This window comes from Egibacter rhizosphaerae, from assembly GCF_004322855.1.
Classification (GTDB): domain Bacteria; phylum Actinomycetota; class Nitriliruptoria; order Euzebyales; family Egibacteraceae; genus Egibacter; species Egibacter rhizosphaerae.
Map to the genome: position 1 here is coordinate 1,954,231 of NZ_CP036402.1, position 26,185 is coordinate 1,980,415.

The 26,185-nt window shown below is 72.9% G+C and carries 23 protein-coding genes and 1 tRNA gene; 13 read left to right on the forward strand and 11 right to left on the reverse strand.

Annotated elements, in window-relative coordinates; all coding sequences use genetic code 11:
• Nucleotides 1-19: 19 nt before the first annotated feature.
• From nagA to ER308_RS09125, 7 genes are all read left to right on the forward strand, one after another.
• Nucleotides 20-1,189 (forward strand): N-acetylglucosamine-6-phosphate deacetylase, encoded by a 1,170-nt coding sequence (gene nagA / locus ER308_RS09095; protein WP_165491937.1) that lies wholly within the window; start codon nt 20-22, stop codon nt 1,187-1,189.
• A 192-nt stretch (nt 1,190-1,381) separates the two neighbouring features.
• Complete coding sequence (locus ER308_RS09100; protein WP_131154685.1) at nt 1,382-2,185, forward strand: ABC transporter ATP-binding protein; 804 nt, start codon at nt 1,382-1,384, stop codon at nt 2,183-2,185.
• 13 nt (nt 2,186-2,198) lie between these two features.
• Nucleotides 2,199-4,733 (forward strand): ABC transporter permease, encoded by a 2,535-nt coding sequence (locus tag ER308_RS09105; protein WP_165491938.1) that lies wholly within the window; start codon nt 2,199-2,201, stop codon nt 4,731-4,733.
• Between the two features lie 206 nt (nt 4,734-4,939).
• Complete coding sequence (locus tag ER308_RS09110) at nt 4,940-5,134, forward strand: helix-turn-helix transcriptional regulator (RefSeq protein WP_131154687.1); 195 nt, start codon at nt 4,940-4,942, stop codon at nt 5,132-5,134.
• The gene (locus tag ER308_RS09115) at nt 5,121-5,543 is read left to right on the forward strand and encodes a hypothetical protein (RefSeq protein WP_131154688.1); all 423 of its coding nucleotides are present in this window, start codon (nt 5,121-5,123) and stop codon (nt 5,541-5,543) included. Before ER308_RS09110 ends, ER308_RS09115 begins: the two co-directional genes overlap by 14 nt.
• Nucleotides 5,540-7,018, forward strand: a complete 1,479-nt coding sequence (locus ER308_RS09120) for a serine hydrolase domain-containing protein (RefSeq protein ID WP_165491939.1) — start codon at nt 5,540-5,542, stop codon at nt 7,016-7,018. The genes ER308_RS09115 and ER308_RS09120 overlap by 4 nt, the downstream gene beginning before the upstream one ends.
• A gap of 109 nt (nt 7,019-7,127) precedes the next feature.
• Nucleotides 7,128-7,661 carry a GNAT family N-acetyltransferase gene (locus ER308_RS09125; protein ID WP_131154690.1) on the forward strand — a complete coding sequence of 178 codons (534 nt, stop codon included), beginning with the start codon at nt 7,128-7,130 and terminating at the stop codon, nt 7,659-7,661.
• A 109-nt stretch (nt 7,662-7,770) separates the two neighbouring features.
• Here the strand turns inward: ER308_RS09125 and ER308_RS22045 are convergent, their stop codons facing one another.
• Nucleotides 7,771-8,022, reverse strand: a complete 252-nt coding sequence (locus ER308_RS22045; RefSeq protein WP_205745983.1) for a hypothetical protein — start codon at nt 8,020-8,022, stop codon at nt 7,771-7,773.
• Between ER308_RS22045 and ER308_RS09135 the strand changes: the two genes are divergently transcribed.
• Together ER308_RS09135 and ER308_RS09140 are read left to right on the forward strand one after the other, a co-directional pair.
• Nucleotides 7,987-9,483 (forward strand): FAD-binding protein, encoded by a 1,497-nt coding sequence (locus ER308_RS09135; RefSeq protein WP_205745984.1) that lies wholly within the window; start codon nt 7,987-7,989, stop codon nt 9,481-9,483. The genes ER308_RS22045 and ER308_RS09135 overlap by 36 nt on opposite strands.
• A gap of 69 nt (nt 9,484-9,552) precedes the next feature.
• Nucleotides 9,553-10,359, forward strand: coding sequence for an SDR family NAD(P)-dependent oxidoreductase (locus ER308_RS09140; protein ID WP_131154691.1), 807 nt, complete (start codon nt 9,553-9,555; stop codon nt 10,357-10,359).
• On the opposite strand, the gene ER308_RS09145 is transcribed toward ER308_RS09140, so the two are convergent.
• The 3 genes from ER308_RS09145 to glsA all read right to left on the reverse strand — a co-directional run bounded on the left by ER308_RS09145 (nt 10,356) and on the right by glsA (nt 13,055).
• Nucleotides 10,356-11,543 (reverse strand): cation:proton antiporter domain-containing protein, encoded by a 1,188-nt coding sequence (locus ER308_RS09145; RefSeq protein WP_131154692.1) that lies wholly within the window; start codon nt 11,541-11,543, stop codon nt 10,356-10,358. The two genes, ER308_RS09140 and ER308_RS09145, sit on opposite strands and share 4 nt — an antisense overlap.
• Before the next feature lie 17 nt (nt 11,544-11,560).
• Nucleotides 11,561-11,956 (reverse strand): DUF2267 domain-containing protein, encoded by a 396-nt coding sequence (locus ER308_RS09150; RefSeq protein ID WP_165491940.1) that lies wholly within the window; start codon nt 11,954-11,956, stop codon nt 11,561-11,563.
• Nucleotides 11,957-12,047: 91 nt separating this feature from the next.
• Nucleotides 12,048-13,055, reverse strand: coding sequence for a glutaminase A (gene glsA, locus ER308_RS09155; protein ID WP_131154694.1), 1,008 nt, complete (start codon nt 13,053-13,055; stop codon nt 12,048-12,050).
• A 278-nt stretch (nt 13,056-13,333) separates the two neighbouring features.
• Between glsA and ER308_RS09160 the strand changes: the two genes are divergently transcribed.
• Nucleotides 13,334-14,299 (forward strand): S16 family serine protease, encoded by a 966-nt coding sequence (locus ER308_RS09160; protein ID WP_131154695.1) that lies wholly within the window; start codon nt 13,334-13,336, stop codon nt 14,297-14,299.
• A 78-nt stretch (nt 14,300-14,377) separates the two neighbouring features.
• Here the strand turns inward: ER308_RS09160 and ER308_RS09165 are convergent, their stop codons facing one another.
• Complete coding sequence (locus ER308_RS09165) at nt 14,378-16,267, reverse strand: putative bifunctional diguanylate cyclase/phosphodiesterase (RefSeq protein WP_131154696.1); 1,890 nt, start codon at nt 16,265-16,267, stop codon at nt 14,378-14,380.
• 322 nt (nt 16,268-16,589) lie between these two features.
• Here ER308_RS09165 and ER308_RS09170 point away from each other — a divergent pair.
• A tRNA-Ser gene (locus ER308_RS09170) sits at nt 16,590-16,678 on the forward strand.
• Between the two features lie 51 nt (nt 16,679-16,729).
• On the opposite strand, the gene ER308_RS09175 is transcribed toward ER308_RS09170, so the two are convergent.
• From ER308_RS09175 to ER308_RS09190, 4 genes are read right to left on the reverse strand one after another with little or no spacing between them, the layout of a single operon-like run.
• Nucleotides 16,730-17,431 (reverse strand): response regulator, encoded by a 702-nt coding sequence (locus ER308_RS09175; RefSeq protein ID WP_131154697.1) that lies wholly within the window; start codon nt 17,429-17,431, stop codon nt 16,730-16,732.
• A complete protein-coding gene (locus ER308_RS09180; RefSeq protein WP_131154698.1) occupies nt 17,428-18,867 on the reverse strand; it encodes a sensor histidine kinase in 1,440 nt (479 codons plus the stop codon). Before ER308_RS09180 ends, ER308_RS09175 begins: the two co-directional genes overlap by 4 nt.
• A gap of 35 nt (nt 18,868-18,902) precedes the next feature.
• Nucleotides 18,903-19,676 (reverse strand): hypothetical protein, encoded by a 774-nt coding sequence (locus ER308_RS09185; protein ID WP_131154699.1) that lies wholly within the window; start codon nt 19,674-19,676, stop codon nt 18,903-18,905.
• Nucleotides 19,673-20,395, reverse strand: a complete 723-nt coding sequence (locus tag ER308_RS09190) for an ABC transporter ATP-binding protein (RefSeq protein ID WP_205745985.1) — start codon at nt 20,393-20,395, stop codon at nt 19,673-19,675. The genes ER308_RS09185 and ER308_RS09190 overlap by 4 nt, the downstream gene beginning before the upstream one ends.
• Before the next feature lie 205 nt (nt 20,396-20,600).
• On the opposite strand from ER308_RS09190, the gene ER308_RS09195 reads away from it, so the two are divergent.
• Nucleotides 20,601-22,196, forward strand: a complete 1,596-nt coding sequence (locus ER308_RS09195; protein WP_131154701.1) for a hypothetical protein — start codon at nt 20,601-20,603, stop codon at nt 22,194-22,196.
• Nucleotides 22,197-22,286: 90 nt separating this feature from the next.
• Here ER308_RS09195 and ER308_RS09200 read toward each other — a convergent pair whose 3' ends face one another.
• Nucleotides 22,287-23,270 (reverse strand): LLM class flavin-dependent oxidoreductase, encoded by a 984-nt coding sequence (locus tag ER308_RS09200; RefSeq protein WP_131154702.1) that lies wholly within the window; start codon nt 23,268-23,270, stop codon nt 22,287-22,289.
• Between the two features lie 127 nt (nt 23,271-23,397).
• Between ER308_RS09200 and ER308_RS09205 the strand changes: the two genes are divergently transcribed.
• A complete protein-coding gene (locus ER308_RS09205; RefSeq protein ID WP_131154703.1) occupies nt 23,398-24,699 on the forward strand; it encodes a THUMP domain-containing protein in 1,302 nt (433 codons plus the stop codon).
• Nucleotides 24,700-25,239: 540 nt separating this feature from the next.
• Here ER308_RS09205 and ER308_RS09210 read toward each other — a convergent pair.
• A complete protein-coding gene (locus tag ER308_RS09210; RefSeq protein WP_131154704.1) occupies nt 25,240-26,181 on the reverse strand; it encodes an ROK family protein in 942 nt (313 codons plus the stop codon).
• Between the last annotated feature and the right edge of the window lie 4 nt (nt 26,182-26,185).

Below are 26,185 nucleotides of genomic sequence, written 5' to 3' on the forward strand. Positions count from 1 at the left end.
GCATGCCCCCGGAGACGCCGTGCCCCCATCGCTGCTCGTCACCAACGCTCGCCTCGTCACGGTCGACGATCCCGCCCCCACCGGGTGGGTGCGCCTCGAGGACGGACGCATCGCGGAGGTCGGGCACGGCGCCACGCCCGACCGCGACGACGTCGAACGGCTCGACGCCTCCGGCGCGTCGCTGCTGCCCGGCTTCGTGGACTTGCACGTGCACGGCGCGGTGGGCCACGACACGATCGACGGCGACCCCGCGGCGCTCCACGCGATGGCGGGCCACTACGTTCGCCACGGCGTGACCGCGTTCCTGCCGACGTTGGTGACGGCCGACCCGCCCACGACCCTCGCGGCACTGCGGGCGATCGGGGAGGCCGTCGGCGCTGTCGCCGACGGGGCGACGATCCTCGGGGCGCACCTCGAGGGGCCCTTCATCAGCACCCGACGCAAGGGCGCGCACCGCGAGGACCTCATTCGCGCACCGGATCCCGGCGAGGCCGAGGCGCTGCTCGCGACCGGCGTCCTGCGCCTCGTCACGATCGCGCCCGAGCTGCCGGAGAACGCGTGGTTCATGGACGCGTGTCGCGACCGCGGGATCGTGCTCTCGGCCGGGCACACCGACGCCACCCACGCCGATCTCCTCGCCGCGGTCGACCGCGGGGCGCGCCACGTGACCCACGTGTTCAACGGCATGCGCGGCATGCACCACCGCGAGCCCGGCACGGCCGGCGCCGCGCTCACCCTCGACTCGCTGACCTGTGAGGTCATCGCCGACGGTGTGCACGTGCATCCCGCGATGCTGGCGCTGGTCTGGCGCGCGAAGGGCCCCGACAGGATGCTGCTCGTCACCGACGCCGGTAAGGCCACCGGCATGCCCGAGGGCCGCTACGAGCGGGGCGGCCGCGAGCTCTTCGTGCAGGAGGGCGCCGTGCGACTCGCCGACGGCACGATCAGCGGGAGCGTCCGCATGGTCGACGAGGGACTGCGCACGTTCCTCGCCGCGACCGGCGCGCGGCTCGCCGACGCATGGCCGGTCACCAGCCGCACGCCCGCCCGCGCGCTCGGCCTGGGCGATCGCAAGGGCGAGGTCGCGCCCGGCTACGACGCCGACCTCGTCCTGCTCGACGACTCGCTGGAGGTCAGCGCGACGATCGTTGGCGGCCGCGTCGCGCACGGCGGCACCGCGACCCGCTGACGGGCGTGGGGCGTAGGTGGGTCCACCGATCCGACCCGCCCTTCATCGGGGTCGGATCAGGGCCATCCCTCGTGGCGGCATGGCCACCCTCGCGAGAACATCGGTCGCGCTACCATCTCGGATAAGCACGGAACGCCCTCATCCTCGTCGGGTAACGGGATACTCGACAAAATCTATACGTTAGGTATTGACATGTCGTACTACGCTGCATCCTCCGAGCCGGATGGCCAGCCCCCCGCGGCGGAGGCGGTCGCGCTCAGCAAGGTCTACGGGTCGGGCGAGGCGGCGGTGCGGGCCGTCGACGCGATCGATCTCGAGATCCCCGCCGGCTCGTTCGTCGCCGTCATGGGGCCGAGCGGTTCGGGGAAGTCGACGCTGCTGCACTGCCTCGCCGGCCTCGACCGTCCCACGAGCGGAACGGCGCACGTGGGTGGCACCGACCTCTCGGGGCTCAACGACAAGCAGCTCACGCGGCTGCGGCGCGACCAGGTCGGCTTCGTCTTCCAGGCGTTCAACCTCGTGCCGGTCCTGACCGCCGAGGAGAACATCCTGCTGCCGCTGCGGCTCGGCAAACGCGACCCGGAGCCGGCGTGGTACATGACCGTGATCGAGGCCCTCGGCCTCGGCGACCGCCTGGGGCATCGGCCCGCCGAGCTCTCCGGAGGACAGCAGCAACGCGTCGCGGTGGCAAGGGCGCTCGTCACCCGACCGTCCCTCGTGTTCGGCGACGAGCCGACGGGCAACCTCGACCGCACCTCCGGGGGGGAACTGCTCGCGCTGTTGCGCCGCAGCGTCGACGACCTCGGCCAGACCATCGTCATCGTGACCCACGATGCGGCGGCCGCAGCCCACGCCGACCGCGTGTGGTTCCTCGCCGACGGCCGCATCGCCGACCGCCTCGACGAGCCCACGATCGACGGCGTCCTCGACCGGATCCGCGCGCTGGAGGGGCACGGTCCCGTACCTCCCGCCACCGAGCCCGGCCTGGGGGGCTGACACCGTGTGGCGCGTGACGATCAAGGGCCTCGCCGCAGCACGTCTGCGGTTCGTGATGACCGGTCTCGCGGTCGTGCTGGGAACCGCGTTCGTCGCCGGGGCGATGACGCTGGGCGACACCCTGGAGGACGGGTTCGAGGACCTCTTCACCCAGATCGCCGGGGCCGCCGACGTGCAGGTGCGCGTCGACAGCGAGGCCGACGAGGGGGCGGGCCCGCCGGGTGTCGACGATCCCGCTGCCGAGCGCGAGGGGATGCCACCGGAACTCCTCGAGGACGTTCGCGCGCTCGACGAGGTCGCGATCGCCGACGGCGAGATCGAGGGCTCGGCGATCCTCATCGGCGACGACGGCGAGGCCATCGGGGAGTTCGGCCCCCCGACGCTCGCCTACAACGTCTTCGACGAGCCGTCCCTGGACCCCGCGGAGCTGCGCGATGGCCGCTGGCCCGAGCGCGACGGGGAGATCGTCATCGACGCGGCCGCCGCGGAGGGCCAGGGCTGGCAGGTCGGCGACGAGGTCGAGGTCGTGCTCGACGGTCCGGCCGAGACGGTCGAGCTCGTGGGGATCTTCGGCCTCGGCGACCTCGACAACCTCGCGGGGGCAACGGTCGTCGTCCTCGACCGTGAGACGGCGGCGGAGCGCCTCGGCACCGGCGGCGACCTCACCGCCATCTACGCGAACGCGGCCGACGGCACGAGCCCCGACGAGCTGACCACCGCGGTGCAGGAGGCGGTGGGCGACGCCTACGAGGTGCGCACGGCGGAGGACGTCGCCGCCGAGGACCAGGAGGCGATCGCCGAGTTCACGCAGATCTTCTCCTACGCGCTGCTCGTCTTCGCCGGGGTCTCGTTGCTGGTCGGGGCGTTCCTGATCTTCAACACGTTCTCGATCGTGCTGGCCCAGCGCCTGCGCGAGCTCGCGTTGCTCCGCGCGGTCGGCGCCGGCCGCGGTCAGCTGCTCGCCTCCGTGCTGGGCGAGGCCGCGATCCTCGGGCTCGGCGGCGGTGCGCTCGGCGCGCTGGCCGGCCTCGGCGTGGCGGCGGGTCTCCAGCAGCTGCTCGAGGTGATCGGCCTCGAGCTGCCGGGCAGCGGGCTCGTGGTGCTGCCCCGAACGGCGATCGTGGCGATCGGGGTGGGCCTCGTCGTCACCCTGGTGGCCGCGCTCGTCCCCGCGCGCCGAGCGGTGCGCGTCCCGCCGGTCGCCGCGCTCCAGGAGGTCGCGGTCGGGAGCTCGAGCGGTCGACGGTGGCCGCGCGTCGCGTTGGGTGGGCTGCTCTCGGTCACCGGCGCGGCCGGACTCGCGGCGGGGATCGTCGGCGAGGCCGGCATCGCGGTCGCCGGTGGCGGGGCCGTGGCGATGATCCTCGGTGCTGCCGCGCTGTCGTCCCTCATCGCGCGTCCACTCGCGGGCGGGCTCGGCTGGCCGCTCATCGCGACGGGCCCGCACGGCGCCCTCGCGCGGCTCAACGCGATGCGCAGTCCGCGCCGGACGGCCGCCACGGCCTCGGCGCTCATGATCGGCCTGGCCCTCGTGGGCTTCGTCGGGATCTTCGCCGAGAGCCTGCGCGCGAGCGCGTCCGATGCGATCGAGCGGGTCTTCGCCGCCGACGTGATCCTGCAGGCCACCACCGCCACCGGCGTGACCAGCGCCGCGCTCGACGAGGTGGAGGCGCTCGACGAGACCCGGCTCGTCGCTCCCATGCGGGCCGCGTCCCTCGAGGTCGCGGGCGACGACCGATTCGTCGGGGTGATGGAGGCGGACGAACTGCTCACCGTCTTCGACCTCGAGGCGGTGGACGGGGAGTTCGAGACGTTCCGCGACGGAGGGCTCCTCGTGGCCGAGTCCGCGGCCGACGACCTCGAGCTCGCCGCGGGCGACACCATCGCGGTGGGGCTGCCCGACGGGGAGGCCGACGTGCCCGTCGCCACCGTCGTCGACGGCAGCGGGCTCGACGTCCAGTGGCTGCTCGCGCAGGAGACCTACGGCGACGCCGGCGACGAGGCGCCGCTGGGCGTCTACGTCGCGTTGGCGGACGGCGTGGCCGGCACCGACGGCGTGGAGGCGGTGTCCGCGGCGCTCGACGGCTACCCGCAGGTCACCGTGCTCGACCGGGCGGGGCTCGTGGAGCAGCTCGACGAGCAACTCGGACAACTCGTCGCCGTGGTCGTCGCGCTGCTCGCGCTGAGCGTGCTCATCGCGCTGCTCGGGATCACGAACACGCTCGCGTTGAGCGTCGTCGAGCGGGTCCGCGAGATCGGCCTGCTCCGCGCGGTCGGCATGGGTCGTCGGCAGGTCCGCGCGATGGTCCGCGGCGAGGCCGGGATCGTGTCACTGCTCGGGGCCGCGCTCGGCCTCGCCCTCGGGCTGGTGTTCGGGGTGGCGTTCGTCGAGGCCGCCGAGGGCATGGGCGTGAGCCGGCTCGTCGTCCCCTGGACGCAGGTCGCCATCGGCCTCGTGCTCGCCGCCGTCGCCGGTGTCGTCGCCGGGGCGCTGCCCGCTCGGCGGGCAGCGCGGCTGGACGTGCTCGACGCGCTCCATCAGGAGTAGTCCACCGGTGACACCGGCTGGCGCGGGTTGCCGCCGGATGACCTGATCACCCTGGCGCAGGATCTCGCGCCAGGGTGAGCTATGCACGTGGGCGCAAGCCGCTCGACACCCTTTCGGCCGTACGCGCCGTCCGAGGTGGCGAGCAACCCGACGCCGCTTGACAAGCGTGCTTGTCACGCGCGTGTGTGACAAGTACGCTTGTCATCATGCGGAACCGCGTGCGGGAGCTGCGCATCGAGAAGGGTCTCACCCAGGCCCAGCTCGGCGATGAGCTGGGGGTTTCGCGCAACACGATCAACTCGATCGAGAAGGGTCGCTACACGCCGTCGTTGCCACTGGCCATCGCCGTGGCGCGGTACTTCGGCGCAATCGTGGAGGAGGTCTTCGATGACCACGGCTGACCGCCCATCGCACCGCCCAGCGGCACCGGGCCGCCGACGCCCGGTGTGGGTCCCGCTGTTCAGCCTCGCCCTCGGCGTGATCGGATTGCTCGTCCCGTGGCTCGCGGCCGACGCGCTCGACGTCGGCCTACGGAATCTGGGGATCATGACCGCCTTCGCCGCGATCCTCTGGCTGGGCCAGCGCTTCGAGGTCGTGCAGATCCTGAGCCGTGACCATCACACCGAGGAGCGCCACGCCACGATCCAGCTACGAGCGACGTCCACCGCCTACATCGCCGTCGTCGCGGTCGCGGTCGTCGGCTTCTTCTGGGAGCTCGCGCAGGGCGCGCCCGGCCCGTTCACGCTGATCGCGGCCGTCGGGGGCTTCACCCACATCGCGGCGACGATCGTGCTGCGGTTCCGCCTGTGAGCCGAATCCGCTCGCTGGCGGCCCGCCCCCGCCTGCGCGTCGCGGGCGTCGCCGTGGTCCTCGCGGGGCTCGCGGCGACCCCGCTCGCCCCCGCGCGGCCGGCCCCGGAGGCCGAGGCGACCGGGGAGGCCGAGTTGCTGACGCGCGTCCGAGAGGTCGCGGAGGACGCCGACGGTCTCCACGGCCTCGCGGTGGCGGAGGTGCGCGGCGACGACGTGACGGCCGCGGTGCTGGGCGCCGCTGACGGGCAGCAGGCGATGTCGGCGGCCACGCCGATCGAGATCGGCTCGGTCGCGAAGGCGCTCACCGGCCAACTGCTCGCCGACCTCGCCGAGGTGGGCGAGCTTGCTCCCACCGACCCGGTCGCCGAGGCCCTCGACACCGACGATCCCGGCTTGGCGGCGATCAGCCTGGAGGATCTCGCGACCCACCACGCGGGCCTGCCTCGGCTCCCGCCAGCCAACCTGCCGCGCGCGACCCTCGCGTCGGTGGGCGGCAACCCGTACGCCGGCTGGGATCGCGAGCGGCTCATCGACGCCGCCGAGGGTCGGGACCTCGACGGGTCGGAGGCGTACGCCTACTCCAACTTCGGCGTCGGGCTGCTCGGCCAGGCGCTTGCCACGCACCTCGACACCTCGTATCCCGAGCTCTTCCGAGCACGGCTCACCGAGCCGCTCGGCATGGACGACACGGTCGTCGCCCGAACAGCACCCGCCCTGCCCGACGGACACGCGCACGGACGCACCGCCGCGGGACTGTCGGCCGACCCGTGGCTCGGGGCCGGGTACGCGCCCGCGGGCGTGGGCGTGTGGTCGACCGCCGAGGACCTCGCGACGCTCGTCCGCGCACTGCTGGCGGGCGAGGCACCGGGCACGGCGGCGCTCGAGCCGCGCCGCGCCGCGGGCGACGACACCGAGATCGGGCTCGGCTGGCACCGCACCGCCCACGACCAAGCGACGGTCACGTGGCACAACGGCGGTACCGGGGGGTTCTCGAGTTTCGTCGGGACGGACCGGCAGCGCGAGCACGGGGTGGTCGTGCTCGCCCGCACGACCACGAGCGTCGACCACGTGGGCCTGCGACTGCTCGGCGTCGAGGCCGAGCCCCGGGGCGAGCCGGGGCTGCTCGGGCTGCCCTTCACCGTACTGCTGACCGCAGCGGTGGTCGGGCCGCCGCTCGTCACCGCGGCGCGGGGCGAGCGCGCCACCCGACCACGCGACCGCGCCGAGGCCCTCAGCACCATCGCGGGTGTGATCGCCGGGCTCGCGCTCCTGCGGGCGCTCGGCAGCTGGCAGATCCTCACGCCCGCGGCCTGGATCGTCATCACCGTCGTCACCGTTGCGGCGATCGCGAGCCCCCTGGCCCGGTGGCCCGACCTTGACACCGTCGCCGGTTCCCGACCTCGGCGGCTCGCGTCGACCGGCCTGTCGATCGCGGTCTCCCTCGCGCTCGTGGCCGTGCTCGCGTGGGCCTGACGACCCGGCGCCGGTGCCCGGGCTCCGGATCGCCCCGGCCGCCAGCAACGGCTCGCCCTCGCGACGCTCCCCTACCGATTCGGGGGAGCGTCGACGAGACTGTGCGCGCATGACCACCATCGACATGCACGAGAGCGGCGAGCTCCCGTCAGCGTGGGTGCCGACGTTGCGGCGCCTCCTCGACGACGCCTTCGACGGCGAGTTCTCCGATCACGACTGGGAGCACTGCCTCGGCGGCCAGCACGTGGTGGCGCGCGATGGGGAGGAGCTGCTCTGCCATGCCGCCCTGGTACCGCGCACGCTCGAGATCGACGGGCACGAGTGGCGCTGCGGCTACGTGGAGGGCGTGGCGACGGCAGCGCCCGTCCAGGGTCGGGGGCTCGGCTCCACCGTGATGCGACGGATCGGCCAGATGATTGACCACGACTTCGAGATCGGGGGACTGTCGACCGAGCGTCCCGCCTTCTACGAGTCCCTGGGCTGGGAGCTCTGGCACGGACCCACCTTCGTGCGGCGCGGCCCGCGGCTCGTGCGCACCGAGGACGAGGACGGCGGCGTCATGGTGCTCCGTGCGGGCCCCAGCCGGTCGGTTGACCTGTCCGCGCCGATCGCCTGCCACGAGCGACCCGGCGACGACTGGTGACCGGACTCGCGACGCGGGATCGGGCGGGTCGCGCGGGCCGGGCGGGTCGCGCGGGCCGGGCGGGTCGCGCGGGCCGGGCGGGGCGCGCGGGGTCGCCTGGTTGTGGCCCTCACGTGGGGTCCGACCACGAGAGCGCGGGGTCGATCAGCGCGAGGGCGCGCTGGACCGAGCGCCTGGCCGCGGCAGGGTCGGAGTCGGTCACGATCACGCCGTAGGCCATGCGCTGGGCCAGGGCCAGGTCCTCGACCCGCAGTTCGGGATCGATGAGCCCCGCGGACTGCGCGCTGGCGAGCGGATCGCGCAGGAGCGCGAGGAGCCGCCGGGTGTGCGGGCTGTCGCGGAGCTGCGCTCGCGCTTCCACGGCAGCCTCCACGAACGCGGAGGTCTCGAGTGTCAGCTCCATGACACGGCGCCACACCGCCTCGAAGCCCCTCGGTCCCGCGAGCGCAAGGAGGCGTTCGTCGACTCGGTCGCCGACTTCGTGATCCTCTGCGAACGCCGGGGCATCCGCTTCGCCCGTGCGACCGACTACCCCGACTACTATCCGGAGCGTCCCGGCGGCAAGATCGGCCGCGCGATCGAGGTCGAGCCGTTCGACACCCACCGCATCGGCACGTGGTGGGAGACCGCGCGGGCGCAGGACGGGGTCGTGTTCCCGCTGAAGACCGACGACGTCTGGTTGCTGTCGCGAGCCTGGTCCACCCCGGGCGGCTTCGTCCGCGGCGCCCGCTTCGTCGGTCGCGCGGTGGCCGGCGCGGCCCAGCGCAAGAAGCTCGTGGGGGCAGGTGCCGCCCTCGTGTGCGCGCTCCTGGAGGTGGCCCTCAAGCAGGCCACCCCGGTGTGGCTGTCCTCGCCGGTCGAGGAGCTGGTCGTCGACGAGGGCCGTGTGGTCGGCGCGGCCGTCCGACGTGGGGAACGTGAGCTGCGGGTGCGCACGCGGAAGGGCGTGGTGCTGGCCGGCGGCGGCTTCGCCCACCGTGAGGACTGGCGCGAGAAGTACCACGGCGTCCCCGGCTACTCATCGGCGATCACGGGAGACCAGGGCAGCGCCATCGAGGTCGGCCAGCGCGCCGGAGGCGCCGTGGACCTGATGGACGACGCTTGGTGGGGCGCCTCGATCCCGGCCCCAGGAACGGACAAGAGCCCGGCGTTCCTGGTGGGCGAGCGCTCGATGCCGTTCTCGATCATCGTCGACAGCCAAGGCGAGCGCTTCGTGAACGAGTCCGCCTCCTACATCGATGTGGGCCATCGCATGCTCGAGCGCGCGCAGGCCGACCGTGGGCCCTTCTGGATGATCTCGGACGCGCGCCACACCCGCCGCTACCTGCGCAGCTTCGCCGTCGAGCCCGGTGCGACCAAGGCCTTGCGCGAGGGTGGGCTGCTCCACAAGGCCGACACCCTGGACGCCCTGGCTGTGGCGATCGGACTCCCGCCGGAGCGGCTGCGCGCGACCGTCGCCCGGTTCAACGGCTTCGCCCGCACGGGCGTCGATCAGGATTTCGCTCGGGGCAGCTCGGCCTACGACCGCTACTACGGCGACCCGCTCGTCCGCCCGAACCCCAACCTCGGCCCACTCGCGAAGGCCCCGTTCACCGCGGTCCAGCTCGTGCCCGGCGACCTCGGCACGAAGGGCGGGCTGCTGACGGACGAGGACGGCCGGGTGATCCGCGAGGACGGCAGCCCGATCGAGGGCCTCTACGCCTCCGGGAACAACACCGCATCGGTGATGGGCAACACCTACCCCGGCCCCGGTTCGACCCTCGGTCCCGCCGCGGTCTTCGGCCTCCGAGCAGCGCGCCACATGGCGGCGCAGCGACACTGAGCGAGCGTCGCCGCGCGACCGGGGGCCGCGTGCGGGACCACCACCACCCGAGGAAGGGAGGAGGGCGACGTGCAGGTCTCAGGCAAGGCGATCGTGGTCGTCGGAGCAGGGAAGGGGATCGGCCGGCACGTGGTGTTCGAGTTCTTGCGGCGAGGGGCCCGCGTGGCGGCGGTCGACGTGGACCAGGCCAGCCTGGACGAGGTCACCGAACTCGCTGCCGCCGGCGATCGGCTCGCCACGTTCCAGGTCGACATCACCGATCGGGGTGCCGTCGATGCGCTGCCCGATCGGGTGGTCGACATCTTCGATCACGCGGACGGGCTGGTCAACGTCGCCGGCATCATCCAGCCCTTTGTGCGGCTCGCCGAGCTCGACGACCGAGCCATCGAGCGGGTCGTGGGCGTGAACCTCTACGGCACGCTCCACACCGTGCGGGCCTTCCTGCCGCACCTGCTCGCGCGGCCGGAGGCCCACATCGCGAACGTGTCGAGCATGGGGGGCTTCCTACCCGTGCCGGGGCAGACGATCTACGGGGCGAGCAAGGCGGCGGTGAAGCTCATGACGGAGGGGCTGTACGCGGAGCTGCTCGAGACGAGCGTCGGCGTGTCGACCGTGTTCCCGGGGGCCGTACGGACGGACATCACGACCAACTCGGGCGTTGATCGGCCCGCCTCCGCCGCGTCGGAGAAGGCGTCCCGGCGCATGATGGCCGAACCGGACGACGCCGCGAGGACGATCGTCGACGGCATCGAGAAGAACCGGTTCCACGTCTACGTCGGCCGTGACGCGCGTCTGATGAATCTCCTGAACCGGCTCGCTCCGCGCCGATCGACCCATCTCATCCAACGCCAGATGAAGCAGCTGCTCGCGTCCTAGCGTCGAGCCAACAGGCGACGGCCGGGGGCCGCCGTCAGCCCGAACACCACCGTGCTGATCGCGACCAGGAGGGTCCCGGCCGCCCACACGGTGTCGTCCACCTGGCCCAGGTCGCGCTGCTCTGCAAGGTAGAGCAGCGCGGCGGCCCCCACGGGCCCGAACCAGCCCATGAACGCTGCCTCGGAGACCCGCACCCCCAGGACTCGAGTCAGCGCCAGGAGCACCGGGAGACGACGCAGGGCCAGCACCGCGGCCACGAAGCCGAGCCCCGCCCAGCCGAGCTCCGCCCAAGCCTCCCAGGGCGCGGTCACGCCCAACAGGACGAACACGGGCAACACCATGTAACGGTTGATCGCCTCCTGGACCTGCCATTCCTCACGGCGGTCGCTGCGGTCCACCTGCGCGCTGTAGACCAGGCCAGCGACGAACACCGCGAGCACCCCGACGCCACCCGCCAGGGTCGCCGCTCCGAGCACCGCGAGCGTCAACGCGAGCGTCAACGCGAGGAACGCCGACTCCTCGAGGTCACGATGTCGCTCGGACCAGAGCAGGCCGCGGCCGGCGATCCACCCGGCGGCCACCCCGACGGCGGCCGATACGACAAGACTCGCGGCCGCCTGGCCCACCCCCGCGACCAGGGCACCGGAGCCGGCGCCGGCCAGCATCACCATCGGGGCGGCCAGTCCGTCGTTCGCGCCCGATTCGACCGACAGGAGCAACCGGACGCGCTGCGGGAGCTGCCGCTCGGCGGGCTCGCCCTCCACGACGTTGGCCGCCAGCACCGGATCGGTGGGAGTGACGATTACACCGAGCAGCACCGCGGCGGGGGTCGCCAACCCGAGGATCGCCCCTGCAGCGACCGACGAGAGCAGCGCCATGGCGGCCATCCCCACCAGCAGCAGCACGGTGAGCGCGCCGAGCCGGGAGCGCATCTCGCCGGGGGAGAACCTGAGCGCCACGGACATCACCGCCATGGCGACGGCCAATTCCGCGCTGATCCGCAGGGCCTCCTCGCCGACCGCGGGCTCCAAAGAGACCCAGCCGAGCACACCGGGACCGACCAGCGCGCCGAGGAGCAGGGCGAGCAACGGTTCGGTCAGGGGCACGTCCCGCAGCGGGCGCGACACGAGCCCGAGGGCGACCGCCAACCCGCCGATCAGGGCGAGCAGCAGCGGGAAGGTCATCGGCGACGCTCGTGACGCTAGTTCCGACCGGCCTCGGCGAAGAACTTGACGTACTCGTCGGGCAGCTGCGCGGCCGCCGCCTCGAGCTCGTCGTCGCCCACGGTCTCCTTGAGCGTCTGAACGACGGCCTCCGCTCGCTCGCGCGCGACCGCCTCATCGACGTCGAGGCCCTGTTCACCGGCTACCCGCTGCATGAACACCTCGATGCCGAAGGGCTCGGGCTGCCCGCCGGCACGCTCCCTCAGGTAGCCCCCGAGCTCCGCGGTGAGGCGGCCGGCGAGGTCCTCGGCCTCACCCCCCGACAGCCGCTGGCCGAGCACCCGCAGGGTCGATCGGGTCGCGTTCACCACCTCGATCCGGTCGTGGAAACCCAGGAGGTTCTGCACGCGGTCGAAGAACTGTTCGGTCTGCATCGAGCCCCTCGATGTCGTATCCGGCGTGGGACGGCACCGGTTGTCCCCGGTCAGGGGGTGTCGAAACGCAGGGTGAGGCCCCCGGGCCGTCCTACGAGGCGGCCGCCGCACGGGCGAGGACGGCGTCCTCCTGCTCGGTGGCGAACACGTGCAACCCCAACCGGTCCGAGAGCTCGCTGCACACATCGATACCGCGCACGCTGTTGCCGTATGCGTCGAGGCCCGGCGAGAACACGCCGATGCCGAACTTCCCCGGGATCACGGCGAAGATCCCACCGCTCACGCCGCTCTTGGCGGGCAGCCCCACATCGAAGCTCCAGCTGCCGGCGAAGTCGTACATCCCACAGGAGTACATGACGCTGAGCACGTCCCGCACCAGCCTGCGCGGCAGGACCTGATCCCCGGTGAGCGGATTGACCCCGCCGTCCGCGAGCGTTGCGGCGAGCACCGCGAGGTCGCGAGCGGTGACTCCCACCGAGCACTGCTGAAGGTAGAGGCGCAGGACCTCCTCCGCGTCGCCGTGCAGCATGCCGAGGCTGCGCATCAGGTAGGCGGTACCGCGGTTGTGGTCCGCCGTCGCGAGCTCACCCGCGAAGGTCTCGGGGTCGACCGCCAGCGCCTCGTTCCCGGCGCAGGCGCGGAGCACCGCGAGGATGCGGGCCAGCCGCTCGTCCGCGTCGTCGCCCGCGACGAGTTCGCTGGTGACGAGCGCGCCCGCGTTCACCATCGGGTTGAACGGGCGCTTGTGTCGCTCGTCGAAGCGCAGGGAGTTGAAGGCGTCGCCGCTGGGTTCGACCCCGACACGGGCGAGGACGTGCTCGCGCCCGCGGTCGGCGAGGGCCAGCGCGTAGCTGAACACCTTCGAGAGGGACTGCAGCGGGAAGACGTGCTCGGCGTCGCCCACCTCGTGGACGTCCCCGTCGATGGTGACGCCCGCGATCGCGAAGTGCTCGCTCTCGACTCCCGCCTCGTTCGGGGGGTAGTAACCCCGTCCGGACGCGTAGTAGCGCTGCACGGCACCGGGTGGCTCGGCTCGGCAACGCTCGTGCAGCTCATCGAGCCGCGCCTGAACACGTCGACGGGCATCCGGCGAGGGCATCGGTCACCCCTCCTTCGGTCGCATCTCGAGAGAGATCGCTGAATCGTCCCCATCATCCGCCGACGGGAGACCATGCACTGGTCGAAAGGACAGTACGCGCTGGTACACTGTTCAGGTTTGGGAATGACAACAGGGTGGAATCGGCACGGAGGTCCCCAGTGACCAGGGTCCGTTCCGCACGACGACGCGACGCCGAGCACCCACGTACTCGCGGGAGGTGCCGGCGGCTCACGCGGTGGCTGCTGGCCAGGCCCCGGCGCTATCTGAGCGCCCTGGCGGTGCTGCTGGTTGCGGTTCTCGCCATCCCCGTGCCGTGGCTGCACGTCGTGTCCGATGACCCCCCGGGCACCGCGTGGCGTCTCGACGGCCGACTCGAGGTCAACGGCATCTCCGTGGATCCGCCGGGTGAATGGACGTGGCTGGCGGTCGGCCGCCCCCAGCTCGTGGGCGAGATGCTCTACGACCGATTCATCGACAACGAGGAGCGCGCGGCCGACCTCCGGAGCGGATCGGTGACCCGGAGACCGGGCGTGGCCGAGCCCGCCGCCGCCGCGGTGGGTCTGCGCCACGCGGGCCACGCGGTGGATCTCGGGTTGCTCGTCGAGGTCCGCGACCCGCTCCTGGAGGGCTACCCCGCGAGCGCCGAGCTCACCTCGGTCAACGGCATCTCCCTGACCGACCGGGCGGCGTGGCAGCAAGCCGCGACCGGCTGGGAGGCGACCGCGGGGCTGCCGACGGGCGAAACACCCCAGAGCACCCGCGCCCGAACCGTGAGCGAGCAGGTCACCTTCCAGCTGCGCGACGGTCGGCAGTTCACCGCTCCAGGGCCGGATCTGCCCTACGCCACCATCAACATGGTCGATCGCGCGCCAGCCGACCTGCAAGCCGGGATCTCGTTCGAGGTCGCCGAACTCCTGCCGGGCGACTGGTTTCGGGAACTGTCCCTCGGGCGATCGCACGGAATGATGGTCGCCTTGACGACCTACGCGCACGCATCCGGTCAGGACCTGGCCCAAGGCCGTCACGTCGCCGGCACCGGTGGCATTCGCGGCGACGGTTCGACCACCCGGGTCGGGGGAGTACCCGCGAAGGCGGGGGCTGCGAACCGAGCCGGCGCCGACGTGCTGTTGCTGCCGGCGTCCCAAGCCCACGAGGTGGAGGACCTGGCGCTGCCGGGCACCACGGTGGTACCCGTCGAAACCCTCGATCAGGCGATCCGCTGGCTGGCGGGCACGACTCCCTGACGGTCCCCGTCGACCGCCCGGCGACCGGACCCCCTGGTCGGACGGTCGCGCGATCGGACGGTCAGGCCGACGGGGCGGTCAGGCCGACGGGGCGAAGGACCGGGCGTCCACCCCGCCTGCCACGAGGGTCGGCTCGAGCGCCTGCGCCGGCAGCGGCCGAGCCAACCCGTACCCCTGGGCCCGTCGGCACCCCACCGCGAGCAGGTGCTCGATGTGTGCGCGGGACTCGACCCCCTCGGCGATCAGCTCGAGGTCGTACGCCGCCCCGAGACGCATGATCGCGTCGAGCACGGCACGGTCGGTGGGGACCGTGCCGAGGCTGGTCACGAACGCCCGGTCGATCTTCAGGAAGTCCAGCGGCAGTCGTCGCAGTTGGGCGAGCGAGCTGTACCCCGTGCCGAAGTCGTCGAGGGCGACCGTCACACCCAGCCCTCGCAGCTCGGCGAGCACGTGGCGGGCCTGTTCGACGTCGTGCATGACCGCGTGCTCGGTGATCTCCAGCGTCAGGCGCCCCTCGAGCGGCCGACCCTCGAGGCAGGAGGCCACGACACGCGTCAGGCCCGGGTTGCGCAACTGCAACGGCGACACGTTCACACGCATGTCGATCTTGAGTTCGGGGAAGCGCTCCGCCCACTCGGCGGCCTGGCGAGCAGCCTCCTCGAGGACCCATTCGCCGAGCTCGAGGACGATCCGGCTCGACTCGGCCACCTCGATGAACGCGTCAGCGCCGAGCAGCCCGCGGTACGGGTGGTGCCAGCGCAGCAGCGCCTCCACCGCGAGCAGTCGTCCCGAGGCGAGGTCGAGCTCGGGCTGGTAGTACAGCTCGAACGTCCCCTCACGCAGACCTCGACGCAACAACGCCTCGGTGCTGAAGCGCTCCTGGGCGGCGACCCGGAGCGACTCGTCGAACACCACGGCCTGGTTGGAGCCCAGCTCCTTCGCCCGGTACAGCGCCGTGTCCGCCTGACCGACCAGCTCGTCGGCGCTGGTCTCGGGATTGCGAGCCAGCACGACGCCGGCGCTGACGGTGCGTCGCAGCTCGTGCCCCTGGATCGTCACCGGCTGGGCGATCAGCGCGACCATCCGTTCCGCGGCAGCCTGCGCCTCACCCTCGTCGGCGACGCCGTCCAGCAGCACGACGAACTCGTCACCGCCGATGCGAGCGGGGAAGTCCTCTTCCCGGATCATGCTGCGCACGCGTTCCCCGATCGTGATCAGGAGCCGATCCCCCACCTCGTGCCCCAGGACGTCGTTGACGTCCTTGTGGTTGTCGAGGTCGACGAACACGACGGCCACCTGTCGTCCCGGTGCGGCACGCCGCCGGTCGAGCTCCTCGAAGAGGGCGCGACGGTTGCCCAGCCCCGTCAGCGCGTCGTGGGTGGCCTGGTGGTGGAGCTCGTCCTCGGCCGCGAGCCGCCCCCAGAGTTGCAAGAGCATCGACGCGATCGCCTGCAGCGCGCCGGTCTCCTCGGCCGACCAGGCACGATCGGCGAACGAGACGAGACCGAGCACGCCATCGGTCTCCCTTCCCATCAGCGGCACCATCGCCATGGAAACGAACGGGACACCCGACCCACGCCGGATGCGCTCCTGGTACTCGTCGTTGCTCGACCTCGGCCGGAGCACGAACGCGTCCCGCAGGTCGCGGCTGGCGAGGAACACCGGGTCCGCGTCGAACGCAACCTCACCGAGCGGATCGGGATGGGGCGGCGACGGGCGCCGAGGCCATTCGTCGACGAGCACCGAGGCGCCTCGCTCGTGATCGTTGCGGCGCAGGAACACCGTGTCGACGTCGAAGAAGTGCCGCAGCTGCTGCAGCACCCCCGCCACGGCCTCGTCGGCCTCGTCGCGACGGACCGGCATCAACCGGGACGCCACCCAGGTCACGAGCCGGTCGAGGCGACGGCCGGCCTCCGCGTCGGCCTCGAGGTCGCCGCGACGGTCGACGGAGCCTGCGTCACGCTCCACGGACACTCCTCACGAGCCATCGGCGGAAGTCGGCACGGGCCGCCAGTACGGCACAGTACCCGCGTTGCGGACTACTTAGGCCCCCATGGCAACTCGGCGGGCACCGCTTCCGACGTGTCGGATGGTCGACACTCGCTGACCGATCTCCTCGCTCGCCTTGGCGGTCTGGTTCACAGAACGTGATGGCGCTCACGACGTGCGGGTGGCCGGTTGCCGGTCGCGAACGGGCTGCGCGTCGCCGGCAGATGCGCGAAGCTGGAGAGCCGTGCCGGGCCACCGTGGCGGAGCGAGCCGATCGTTCGCGCGCTGGGCCGGCAACACTGGGGGCGTGCCCGAGCGGCCGAAGGGGCTCGCCTGGAAAGCGAGCAGGCGTCCTGCGCCTCGAGGGTTCGAATCCCTCCGCCCCCGCCAGCCATGACCGCACCGCGGCTCCGCCGACGCTCAGCGGAGGGTGCGCCGCCCCTAACGGCGCGGGTCCACCCCGCCGGGCGTGACGATCCCGTGCTCGTAGGCGTACACGACCGCCTGCACGCGGTCCCGGAGCCCGAGCTTGAGCAGCACGTTGCCGACGTGCGTCTTCACGGTCGCCGCGCCGAGGAACAGGTGATCGGCGATCTCGTGGTTCGACAACCCCTGGGCGACGAGCGCGACGATCTCGTGCTCCCGCTCGGTGAGCTTCTCGAGGCCGGGCGGGTTCTCGCTCGGCGGGGCCGCTGAACGCGCGAACTCCTCGATCAGCCGCCGGGTGACCGCGGGGGCGACGAGCCCTTCGCCGCGGGCGACCACGCGCACCGCCTGGACAAGGGCCTCGGGCTCGAGGTCCTTGAGCAGGAATCCGGCCGCTCCCGCGCGCAGCGCCTGGAACACATACTCGTCGAGGTCGAACGTGGTGACGACGAGCACGTTGATCGGGTCCTCGACGTCGGGTCCGGCCAGCCGACGGGTGGCCTCCAACCCGTCGGTGCCCGGCATGCGAATGTCCATGAGCACGACGTCGGCCTGCTCGCGGCGAGCGGTGCGGACCCCGTGGTCGCCGTCGCCGGCCTCGCCCACGACCTCGATCGGATCGCCGCCGTCGGGGTCCGCCGACTCGAGGATGGCGCGGAACCCTGCGCGGACGACGTACTGGTCATCCACGAGCACGGTACGGATCGGGTCGGTCATCGCTCGATCTCCTCGGATTCCGTCCCCGGCCGTCGGGTCGAGGGGTTCGCGGGGTCCGGGCCGTCAGCCGAGGGGTCCGGACCGTCAGCCGAGCGGTGCGGGCCCTCTGTAGAGGGGTCCGAATCATCCTCGGAGGGGTCCGAACCATCCCCCGTCCGTCGTCCGAGGGCCGCGTCCCCGGAGGGCCCACCGTGGGCCGGCTCGAACGGGAGCCGCGCGCGGACCCTCCACCCGCCATCGCTGCGGGGCCCTGCGGACAGGTCACCGCCCAGCATCGTCACGCGTTCGCGCATCCCCACGAGGCCGACGCCGCTGGAGGGTTCCTCCTCGAGCGGCGCCCCCTGGTCGGGGTCCGAGGGCGAGTTGGCAATCTCGATCACGAGGTCGCGGGGCTGGTAGCGCACGGTGACCGTGGCGTTCGCCCCCGGCGAGTGCTTGCGTACGTTGGTGAGTCCTTCCTGCGCAACCCGGAACGCCGCCAGGTCGAGCTCCGGACGCAGGTCCCGCGCCTCCCCCTCGAGGTCGACCGTGACACGCACCCCTGCCGCGCGGACCTGCGCGACGACCGTGTCGAGCGCGTCGAGCCCTGGCTGGGGCGCGGTCCCGTCCGTGTCGGCCTCCTCACGGAGGATGCCGATCAGCTGCCGCATGCTCTCGAGGGTGGACTTCCCGTCCGCGCGGATCTGCCCGAGCATCTCGCGCGCCTGCTCCGGATCCCGGTCCACGAGCCGCTCGGCGGCGCCGGCCTGCACGACCATCCCCGACAGGTGGTGCGCGACGACGTCGTGCAGCTCACGGGCGATGCGACCGCGCTCGCTGGCGACCGCGCGGTCGGCCTCGAGCTCCCGCTCGCGCTCGAGTCGCTCGGCACGCTCGACGAGTTCGGCGCGGTAGGCGCGCCGGGTCTGCACGTAGGCGCCGATCAGGATCGCGATCCCGATGCTGACGGCGTTGGCGACCGACTCTGCGACGACCAGCTGACCGGCGCTGATCGTGATCTGTCCGGGCAGCTCGCGGGGGATGATCACAAAGCTCAGCGCGGAGATCGAGGCCGACGCGATCCCGCCGAGCAGGGCGGTCCGGCGCCCGGCGTAGGCCCCGAGGCTGTACAGCGCGATCCAGACCGCGAGGTTCTGGCTGCCCTCTTCGGCCGGCCCCACGACCGTGGTGACGTACCCGAATGTCGCGGCCAACGCGACGGCCAGCGGTGCCCGTCGCCTCCACGCGAGCGACCCGGAGGCGAGGAGGACGCCGCCGAGCTCCACCGCCATCGTCAGCGGCGTCCGCTCGATCGGCATCCCCACGGCCGCCGAGACCACATGGTTGCCCGCGAACATGGCGACGCTCAGCAGCCCGATCAGGACGGCGAGAAGCACGTCGCGCGCGAAGGGCGTTCGGATCCCCACGCGCGCGAGTGCACGGCGCAACCGCTGCATCGCGTCGGACTCCCTCGTTGCCTCCGGTCGGCGGCTCAGCCCAGTTCGCGGCGGACCAGCGAGATCGCCGCGGCGACCGCCGCCACCGAAGCGTAGGACGTGAGCACGAGCCCCGCGCCCAGTGCGCCGAAGGGCGCCTCGCCCAGCGCGCCGGGACCGCCCATGCTCACCATGCCACCCTCGGTGGACACGAGCGCGATCTCGAGGCCGGTGGGCAGCCACCAACCGAGGTCGAACGGGTTGAGGGCGAACATCGCCGGACCGACCAGGAGCGCGATCACGAGCAGCGCGACGATGCCTGCGATCTGGCTGCGCAGGACCTCTCCAAGACCGAGCCCCACCACGCCCATGAGCGCCGCGAAGAGGGCCGAGCGCCCCAGCACGCCGGCCGTCTCGGCGGCGCTCAGCGCGAACGGCTCCCCGGCGATCGCCAGGGTTGCCGCGAGCAGCCCGGCGGCGCTCACGGCGCTGATCGCCACCAGCGCGACGCCGCCGAGCATCGCGACGACGACCTTCGCCGGCACGAGCGGCCACCGCCGTGGTGCCACGAGGGCCGCCGGGATGATCGTCGATTGGCGATGCTCGCCGGCCAGGAGCAGCACGCCGAGGATCGCCGCGAACATCCACGGGTCACCGCCGCGCAGGATCTCCAGCTGCATCGCGGCGGTACCGAGTTCGGCCCGCGCCTCGGGCACCGCGGCGAACGCGAGGGCGGGCATGACCGCGAGCGTCACCATCGCGACCGCCAGCACCCAGGGGGTGCGAACGGACGTGAGCTTGATCAGTTCCGCGTGTACGAGCCGTGTCATCGGGGCACCTCCGTGCTCTGCGTCAGGTCGAGGTAGACGTCCTCGAGGGATGCGCCGTCGGCGACGAGGTCGTCGATCGGCGCGTGGGCGAGCAGCCGACCGTGGCCGACCACCGCGACGTCGTCGGCGACCTGCACGATCTCGGCGAGCAGGTGGCTCGACACGAGCACCGCGCCGCCGCGGGCCGCGAAGCCGCGCAGCTCGTCGCGCAGCCAGCGCATCCCCGCCGGATCGAGGCCGTTGGCGGGCTCGTCGAGCACGAGGATCCGCGGCTTCCCGAGCAGCGCGGTCGCGATCCCGAGGCGCTGGCGCATCCCGAGCGAGTAGCCGCGCACGCGCCGCTTCGCGACGCCGGGTGCGTCGAGGCCGACGTGCGTCAGGACCTCGTCCACCCGCTGCCTCGGGATGCCGGCCGCCGTCGCCACCGCGCGCAGATGCGCCCGTCCGGACCGGCCGTCGTGGAACCCGCCGGCGTCGAGGACCGCGCCGACCGTGCCCGACGGGTCGTCGAGCTCCTGGTACGGGCGGCCCTCGATCCGGGCACTGCCCGCATCGGGTGTCGTGAGGCCTAGCAGGGTCCGCATGGTCGTCGTCTTGCCCGCACCGTTCGGGCCGAGGAACCCGGTGACCCGTCCGTGGGGCACGGTGAACGAGAGCCCGTCCACCGCCCGTACGTTGCCGTAGTGCTTCTCCAGATCGACGATCGCGATCGCTGACACGCGGGACTCCTTCTCGTCGGGGATCGCCGGACAACCGGAGCACACGATCGCCGCCGAGCCGCCGTACCGCCTCTCCTGATGGGACCGTTCTGACCTCGGCCGCCGGGGGGACGCGCGTCGTCGACGCTCCTCCGGAAGGTGGAGACGCCGTCGGGCTCCCTGAGGACTCGCCCCCGACGAGCGCCGTGTTGGTACCGTCGCGAACATGAACCGGCACACCCGTCTCGCGGGCCTTCTCAGTGCGGGCCTCGTGGTCGTCCTGCTCGCCCTGCTCGCCGGATGCGAACCCGACAGCCCGTACGAGGAGGATCCGCGCGGCGCCCTCGCCGATGCGCTCGCCGCAACGCTCGACGGGGAGCATCTCGCGATGACGTTCCGGATCGACGGGCAACTCGACCTCGCCGCCGATCCGGACACGCTCGAGGGGGAGGCCGAACGTCTGGAAGGGCTCATCCTGGACAGCGAGCTGTACATCGCCGGCGCGAACGGGGATGTCGGCGACGGGCCGGCCGCCCGGCTGCGAGAGCACGACAGCGAGCTCGAGCTCCGCCTGGACGGCTCTCCGGCGTTCGCGGCGCGGGCCGTCGACGGCGAGGTGTTCGCACGCGTCGACACCGACCGTGCCCTCGACGCCCTCGGGCTCGGCGCGGCCGCGCCGGACGATCTGACCGCCGAGCTCGAGATGTTCCTGGGCCCCGACGTGGCCGGTGCCGTCGCCGAGGGTCGGTGGCTCCGGCTCGACGGCGCGCTCGACACGCTCGAGCGGACGGGGACCTCGGAGGAGGCGGAGCGCGAGGAGCTCGGGGACCTCTTCGAGACCTTCTACCGGGAGAATCTCATCGTGGAGCACCTCGACTCCGACGACGGCACGCACGTCCTGCGGGTCAGCGCCACGGTCGCCGAGCTCGCCGCCTTCACCGACCGGGCGTTCGGAACCCTGCCCGGCGCGGGTGGGCTCTCGGGCCTCCCAGGCTTGCCGGCACTGCCCGGATCGCCGGGCGGTCCGACCGACGGGTCGCTGACCGACGACGTCCCGGACGAGGTGGCCGAGACCGAGGTCTCGATCGACGTGGGGGTCGAGAACGACGCCGTGACGTCCGTGCGCGCGCCCATCGGCGAGGGGCTCTCCGACATCGGCGAGGCGTTTGTGGACGCCGGTGAGGCGCAGCCCGAGGACGTCGAGCGGCTCCGAGACACGGGGGGCGACTCGCTCGTGCTGCACGTCGACGTCGATGCCGACGGCTCCGCGGTCACCGCACCGGACGAGGCGACCCCGTTCGACCTGGGCGGCCTGTTCCAGGGCTTCCCGTTCGCGCCGGGAGCCGGCGCGGAGGACGGGGTCGAGGGCGCGGACGACGGGGTCGAGGGCGAGGAGCACGACGCGTCCGGCGATGCCGAGGCGGACCCGGACGGGCGCGCCTCGGACGGCGGCGTGACCGAGGACGCGACCGACGGCACCGAGGACGCGACCGACGGCACCGACCCGACGGACGGCACCGACGGGCCCGATGAGCAGGCGGAGACCGACGTCGAGGTGTTGCTGACCGACGCGGAACGGTTGGTGCAGACCGCCGATGCGGAGGCGGCGCTCCTGGAGCGCGCCGTCGACGACCCGAGTCTGTGGGACGAGCTCACGACGGAGCTCGGCGACTTCATGCCCGGCACGGAGTTCGAGGTCGCCGAGACCGACGGCCGAGTCGACCAGGTCGAGCTCACCGAGGGCGAGCACACCGTGTGCATCGACCTTGACCCGGACGACCCCGAGGGCGGCAGCGAGATCGACGAGGGGGCCTGCCCCTGACGCTTCGAGCTGCAGGCCCCCGCTGCCGGCCCGAGTCGACGACCCGACGGCACCGGGCCGGCACGGCGCTCACGGATCAGGCGCCACGGGTCACGCGCTCGCGGTCCCCGCGACCCGCGGCACGACCTCGTCGGCGACGAGGTCGAGCATCTCGAGGTCGTCGGGGAGGAAGTCCTGCAGCATCACCCGGTCGAGCCCGGCCTCGCGAGCCCGGCCGAGCCGGTCCGCGGCCTCCTCGGGGGTCCCGACCACCCCGACGCGACCCATCCGCTCCAGCAGCTCGTCGATCTCGCGCTCGCTGCCGACGAGCTCGGCGAACCGGCGAGCACGCTCGTGCAGCTCTTCGCGGTGGGCGCCAACCAGCACGGGCAGCATCGCCGACAGCCCCACCTCCCCCGGATCACGGTCCAGGTCACCGCACGCAGCGTCGAGCGTCTCGCGCCGCGCGCGGATGTCGTCGCTGGTCGGCAGGATGAGGTTCAGCTCGTCGGCGTAGCGGGCGGCGAGCCGCGGGGTGCGGGTCGGCCCCTTGCCTCCGATGATCAGGCGCGGCCGCGGTTCCGGGATGGGGCGGAACACGGCCTCCTCCACCCGCACGAACTCGCCGTCGAAGGAGAACGGCTGCGCCTGTCGGGACCAGAACCCCTGCAGCACCTCGAGCTGTTCGGTCAGGCGCCGGTACCGCTCGTCCAAGTCCCCGAACGGCAGCCCGTGCGCACGGTGCTCCTGCTCGAGCCATCCCGTACCCATGCCCAGCTCGATGCGGGGGACGCCGTCGGGCGTCGTGCCGGCCATCTCCGCTGCCGTCGCTACCGCCTTCGCGAGCACCCCGACGCGGCGGAAGGTCGCGGGTGTCACGAGGGTGCCGAGGCGGATCCGGTCAGTTTCCCGGCCGAGCCCGGCGATCGCGGTCCACGCGTCCGTGGCGGCCCTGGCCTCCGTGCCCGTCGTGGAGCCGTAGTGATCGCTGCGGAACACGCCCTCGAAGCCCTTGCGTTCCGCGTGTTGCGCAACGGCGAGCTGATCGGCGTACGACAGACCTTCCTGCGGTTCGAGCATGACGATGCAGCGCATGGGTGCTCCACTGGTCGGGTGTGTGGACGCGCGGCCGGGCGCGCCGCCGGATCGTAGAGTCCGTGCTCGGTCCGAGGCATCCCGAGGGACCCCGACGAGCCCCACTACCCCCGAGGAGCGGCCCGCCATGTCCCTGGACGCCGGCGGCGAGCCCGTCGTGGTCGCCGCCGCACGCGCCGTGCATCTGCGGGGTGGGCCGGACGCGCACGTGTGGGCACGCTGCGCGGGCGGCCTCGAGCGCGAGGCGGCCACGGAGCTGGCCGCACTGGGATGGCGGCCACCCCCGACGACGACGCCGCGGCCCCCGGACCAACCCGGCGGAACGACCGCCGGGTTGGAGTGGGAACGCGGTGCGGTGTACGGGACGGTCGACCTCGCCACCCTGCGCATGACCCTGCGGGCGGCTCGCACGGTCACGCGCGTGGTCCTGCTGCTGGGAACCGCCGAGGTCGACGAGGTCACCGAGATCCGCGAGGCCGTGCGCAGCTTGGACTGGGACCGCCTGCCCTACGCGACCTTCGGTGTGCGCCCCGAACGGCACGGGGAGCACGGCTTCCGCTCGCCCGACATCGGGCGTGAGGCGGGCGCCGGGATCATCGACGCCTTCCGCGAGCGGACCGGACAGCGCCTGCCGGTCGACCTCGACGACCCGACCGTCGAGATTCGCGCCGAGCTCCACGATCGGCGGCTGCGCGTCGGCTACGACCTCGCCGGACGCAGCCTGCACCGACGCACGTGGATCCGTGCGCACCACCACGCGTCCCTCAAGCCGACGGTCGCGGCCGGGCTCGTGGCGCTCGCTCGGTGGCGGGTCGACGAACGCCTGCTCGATCCCTTGGCCGGTGGCGGCACCATCCCGATCGAAGCGGCGCTGGCCGCGCTCCGACGGCCCGTGGGCCCGAGAGTGCTCCCACGCCTCGCGCCCCTCGACCTCGACGACACGCGCATCGCCGTCGAGGTCGAGGAGCGCCTCGAGGCCGCGCGCGTGTCCGTGGACACAGGGGCACGGCCGCTGGACATCCGTGGGGTCGAGAAGTACGGGCGGCACGTGGCCGATGCGCAGCGCAACCTCGCCGCGGCCGATCTCGCCGGGGTCGTACGGATCGCGGGGGGCGACGCCACCACGCTCGACGACATCGAAGCGGTGGACTGCGCGATCGCGAACCCACCGTACGGGATGCGGGTGGCGAGCCCGAAGGTGATCGACCCGCTCTACCGGGGAACGATCGCGCGGCTCGCGGAGCGGTTCACCGACGCGGGGCGGGCCGTCTGGCTCACGCCGGTGCACCACCTCGTGCGGGCCGCCGGTCGGGAAGCAGGGCTCGAGGCGGTGGCCGCCCGACGCGTGGGGCTCGGCACCATGGATGCGGTCGCGTTCGTCCTCGCCCCTCCGGGGCGCGTGAGCACGTTCGTCGAGGTCGCGGACTGAGGTGTCCCGGCATCCACGGGGCCGGGACCGCCGACGCGGCGCCCGCTCGTGGAGCGAACGCCGCGTCGGGCAGGACCGGGACCGCGACCCCCACGGACACGGTTCCGGTCGCGGCGGTCGACCCTCTCCCGACCAGCGCCGACCGCCGAGTCACAGCATCGCACAGCGCAGGCCTCGTGCCTCCGCAGGTGGGCGGATTCCGGGCTCCCCCTTTCGGGGGAATTTTCCGGCTTCCGACTCCCCTCACGACGCTCACGGTGCAGTTACCCGCGCCCGGGTTGCGCGGCCAACGGCGTGGTGCGGTTACCCGCGCCCGCGCGGGTGACCGCACACCGAGCGGTCGCCGGGCGCACCCCACAACCGCCCCTGCCGAGCCGTGGTGCGGTTACCCGCGCGGGCGCGGGTAACCGCACCACGGCTCGGCAGACACGACGGCTCGGCAGGATCGTGACCGACCGACCGGGCGGGACGGCCGGGCCGCTCAGCCCGACACGACCCAGACCGTCACGGCGCGCCCCGGGGCGCTCAGCCCGGCACCACTCAGGCCGTCAGGACGCGCTCCCGGGCCAGCGCCGCCGCCCCGATGACACCCGCGTCGTCGCCGAGCTCGGCGACGACCACCCGACGATCGACGTCGGGCACGAGCAGCCACTCCTGCATCGCACGCTCGAGCCGCTCGGCCAGCGGCGGGCCCAGCTTCTCGGCGACCCCGCCACCGACGACGATCGCGTCGAGATCGAGCAGGTTGACCGCTCCCCCGAGCGCAACGCCGAGGGCGTCGATCGCGTCGTCGAACACCTCCACCGCCACGGCATCGCCACGCTCGAGGGCCTCCGCCCAGACGCCGCTGGTCATCCGCCGCTTGCCCTTCTGCGCCTGCAGTTCGGGCAGCACGGTCTCGCGCCCCGCCTCGATGTGGCCGACCACGATCCGCTCCATCGCCGCACGCCCCGCGTAGGCCTCCAGGCAGCCGCGGCGACCGCAGCCGCACAGGTCTCCGCCCCGCTGGACGACCACGTGCCCGATCTCGCCAGCACCCCCGAACGCCCCGGTGTACGGCCGACCGTCGAGCACGAGGCCCGCCCCGATCCCGGTCCCGAGCCATACGCCGAGCAGGAATCGCGCGCCGCGGCCCGCACCGGCGAGCCACTCGCCGAGGGCTCCGACGTTCGCGTCGTTGTCGACGACGACGGGGAGACCGAGCGCGGCCTCCAGTTGTGCTTGCACCGGGACGCGACCCTGCCAGCCGCTCAGGTTCGGCGCCGTCTGCACGACCCCCTCGCGGATCGGACCCGGCACCCCTACGCCCACAGCCTCGGGCGCCGGGTCGAGATCCCCCACCAACCGCGTGATCGCACGCACGACCGACTCCGGCCCCTCGGTCGGGGTCCGACGGCGGGCGCGCCCCATGATCCGGTGGGCGTCGTCGACCACGGCGGCTGCGATGTTCGTTCCCCCGAGATCGACGCCCGCGACCGGCATCGTG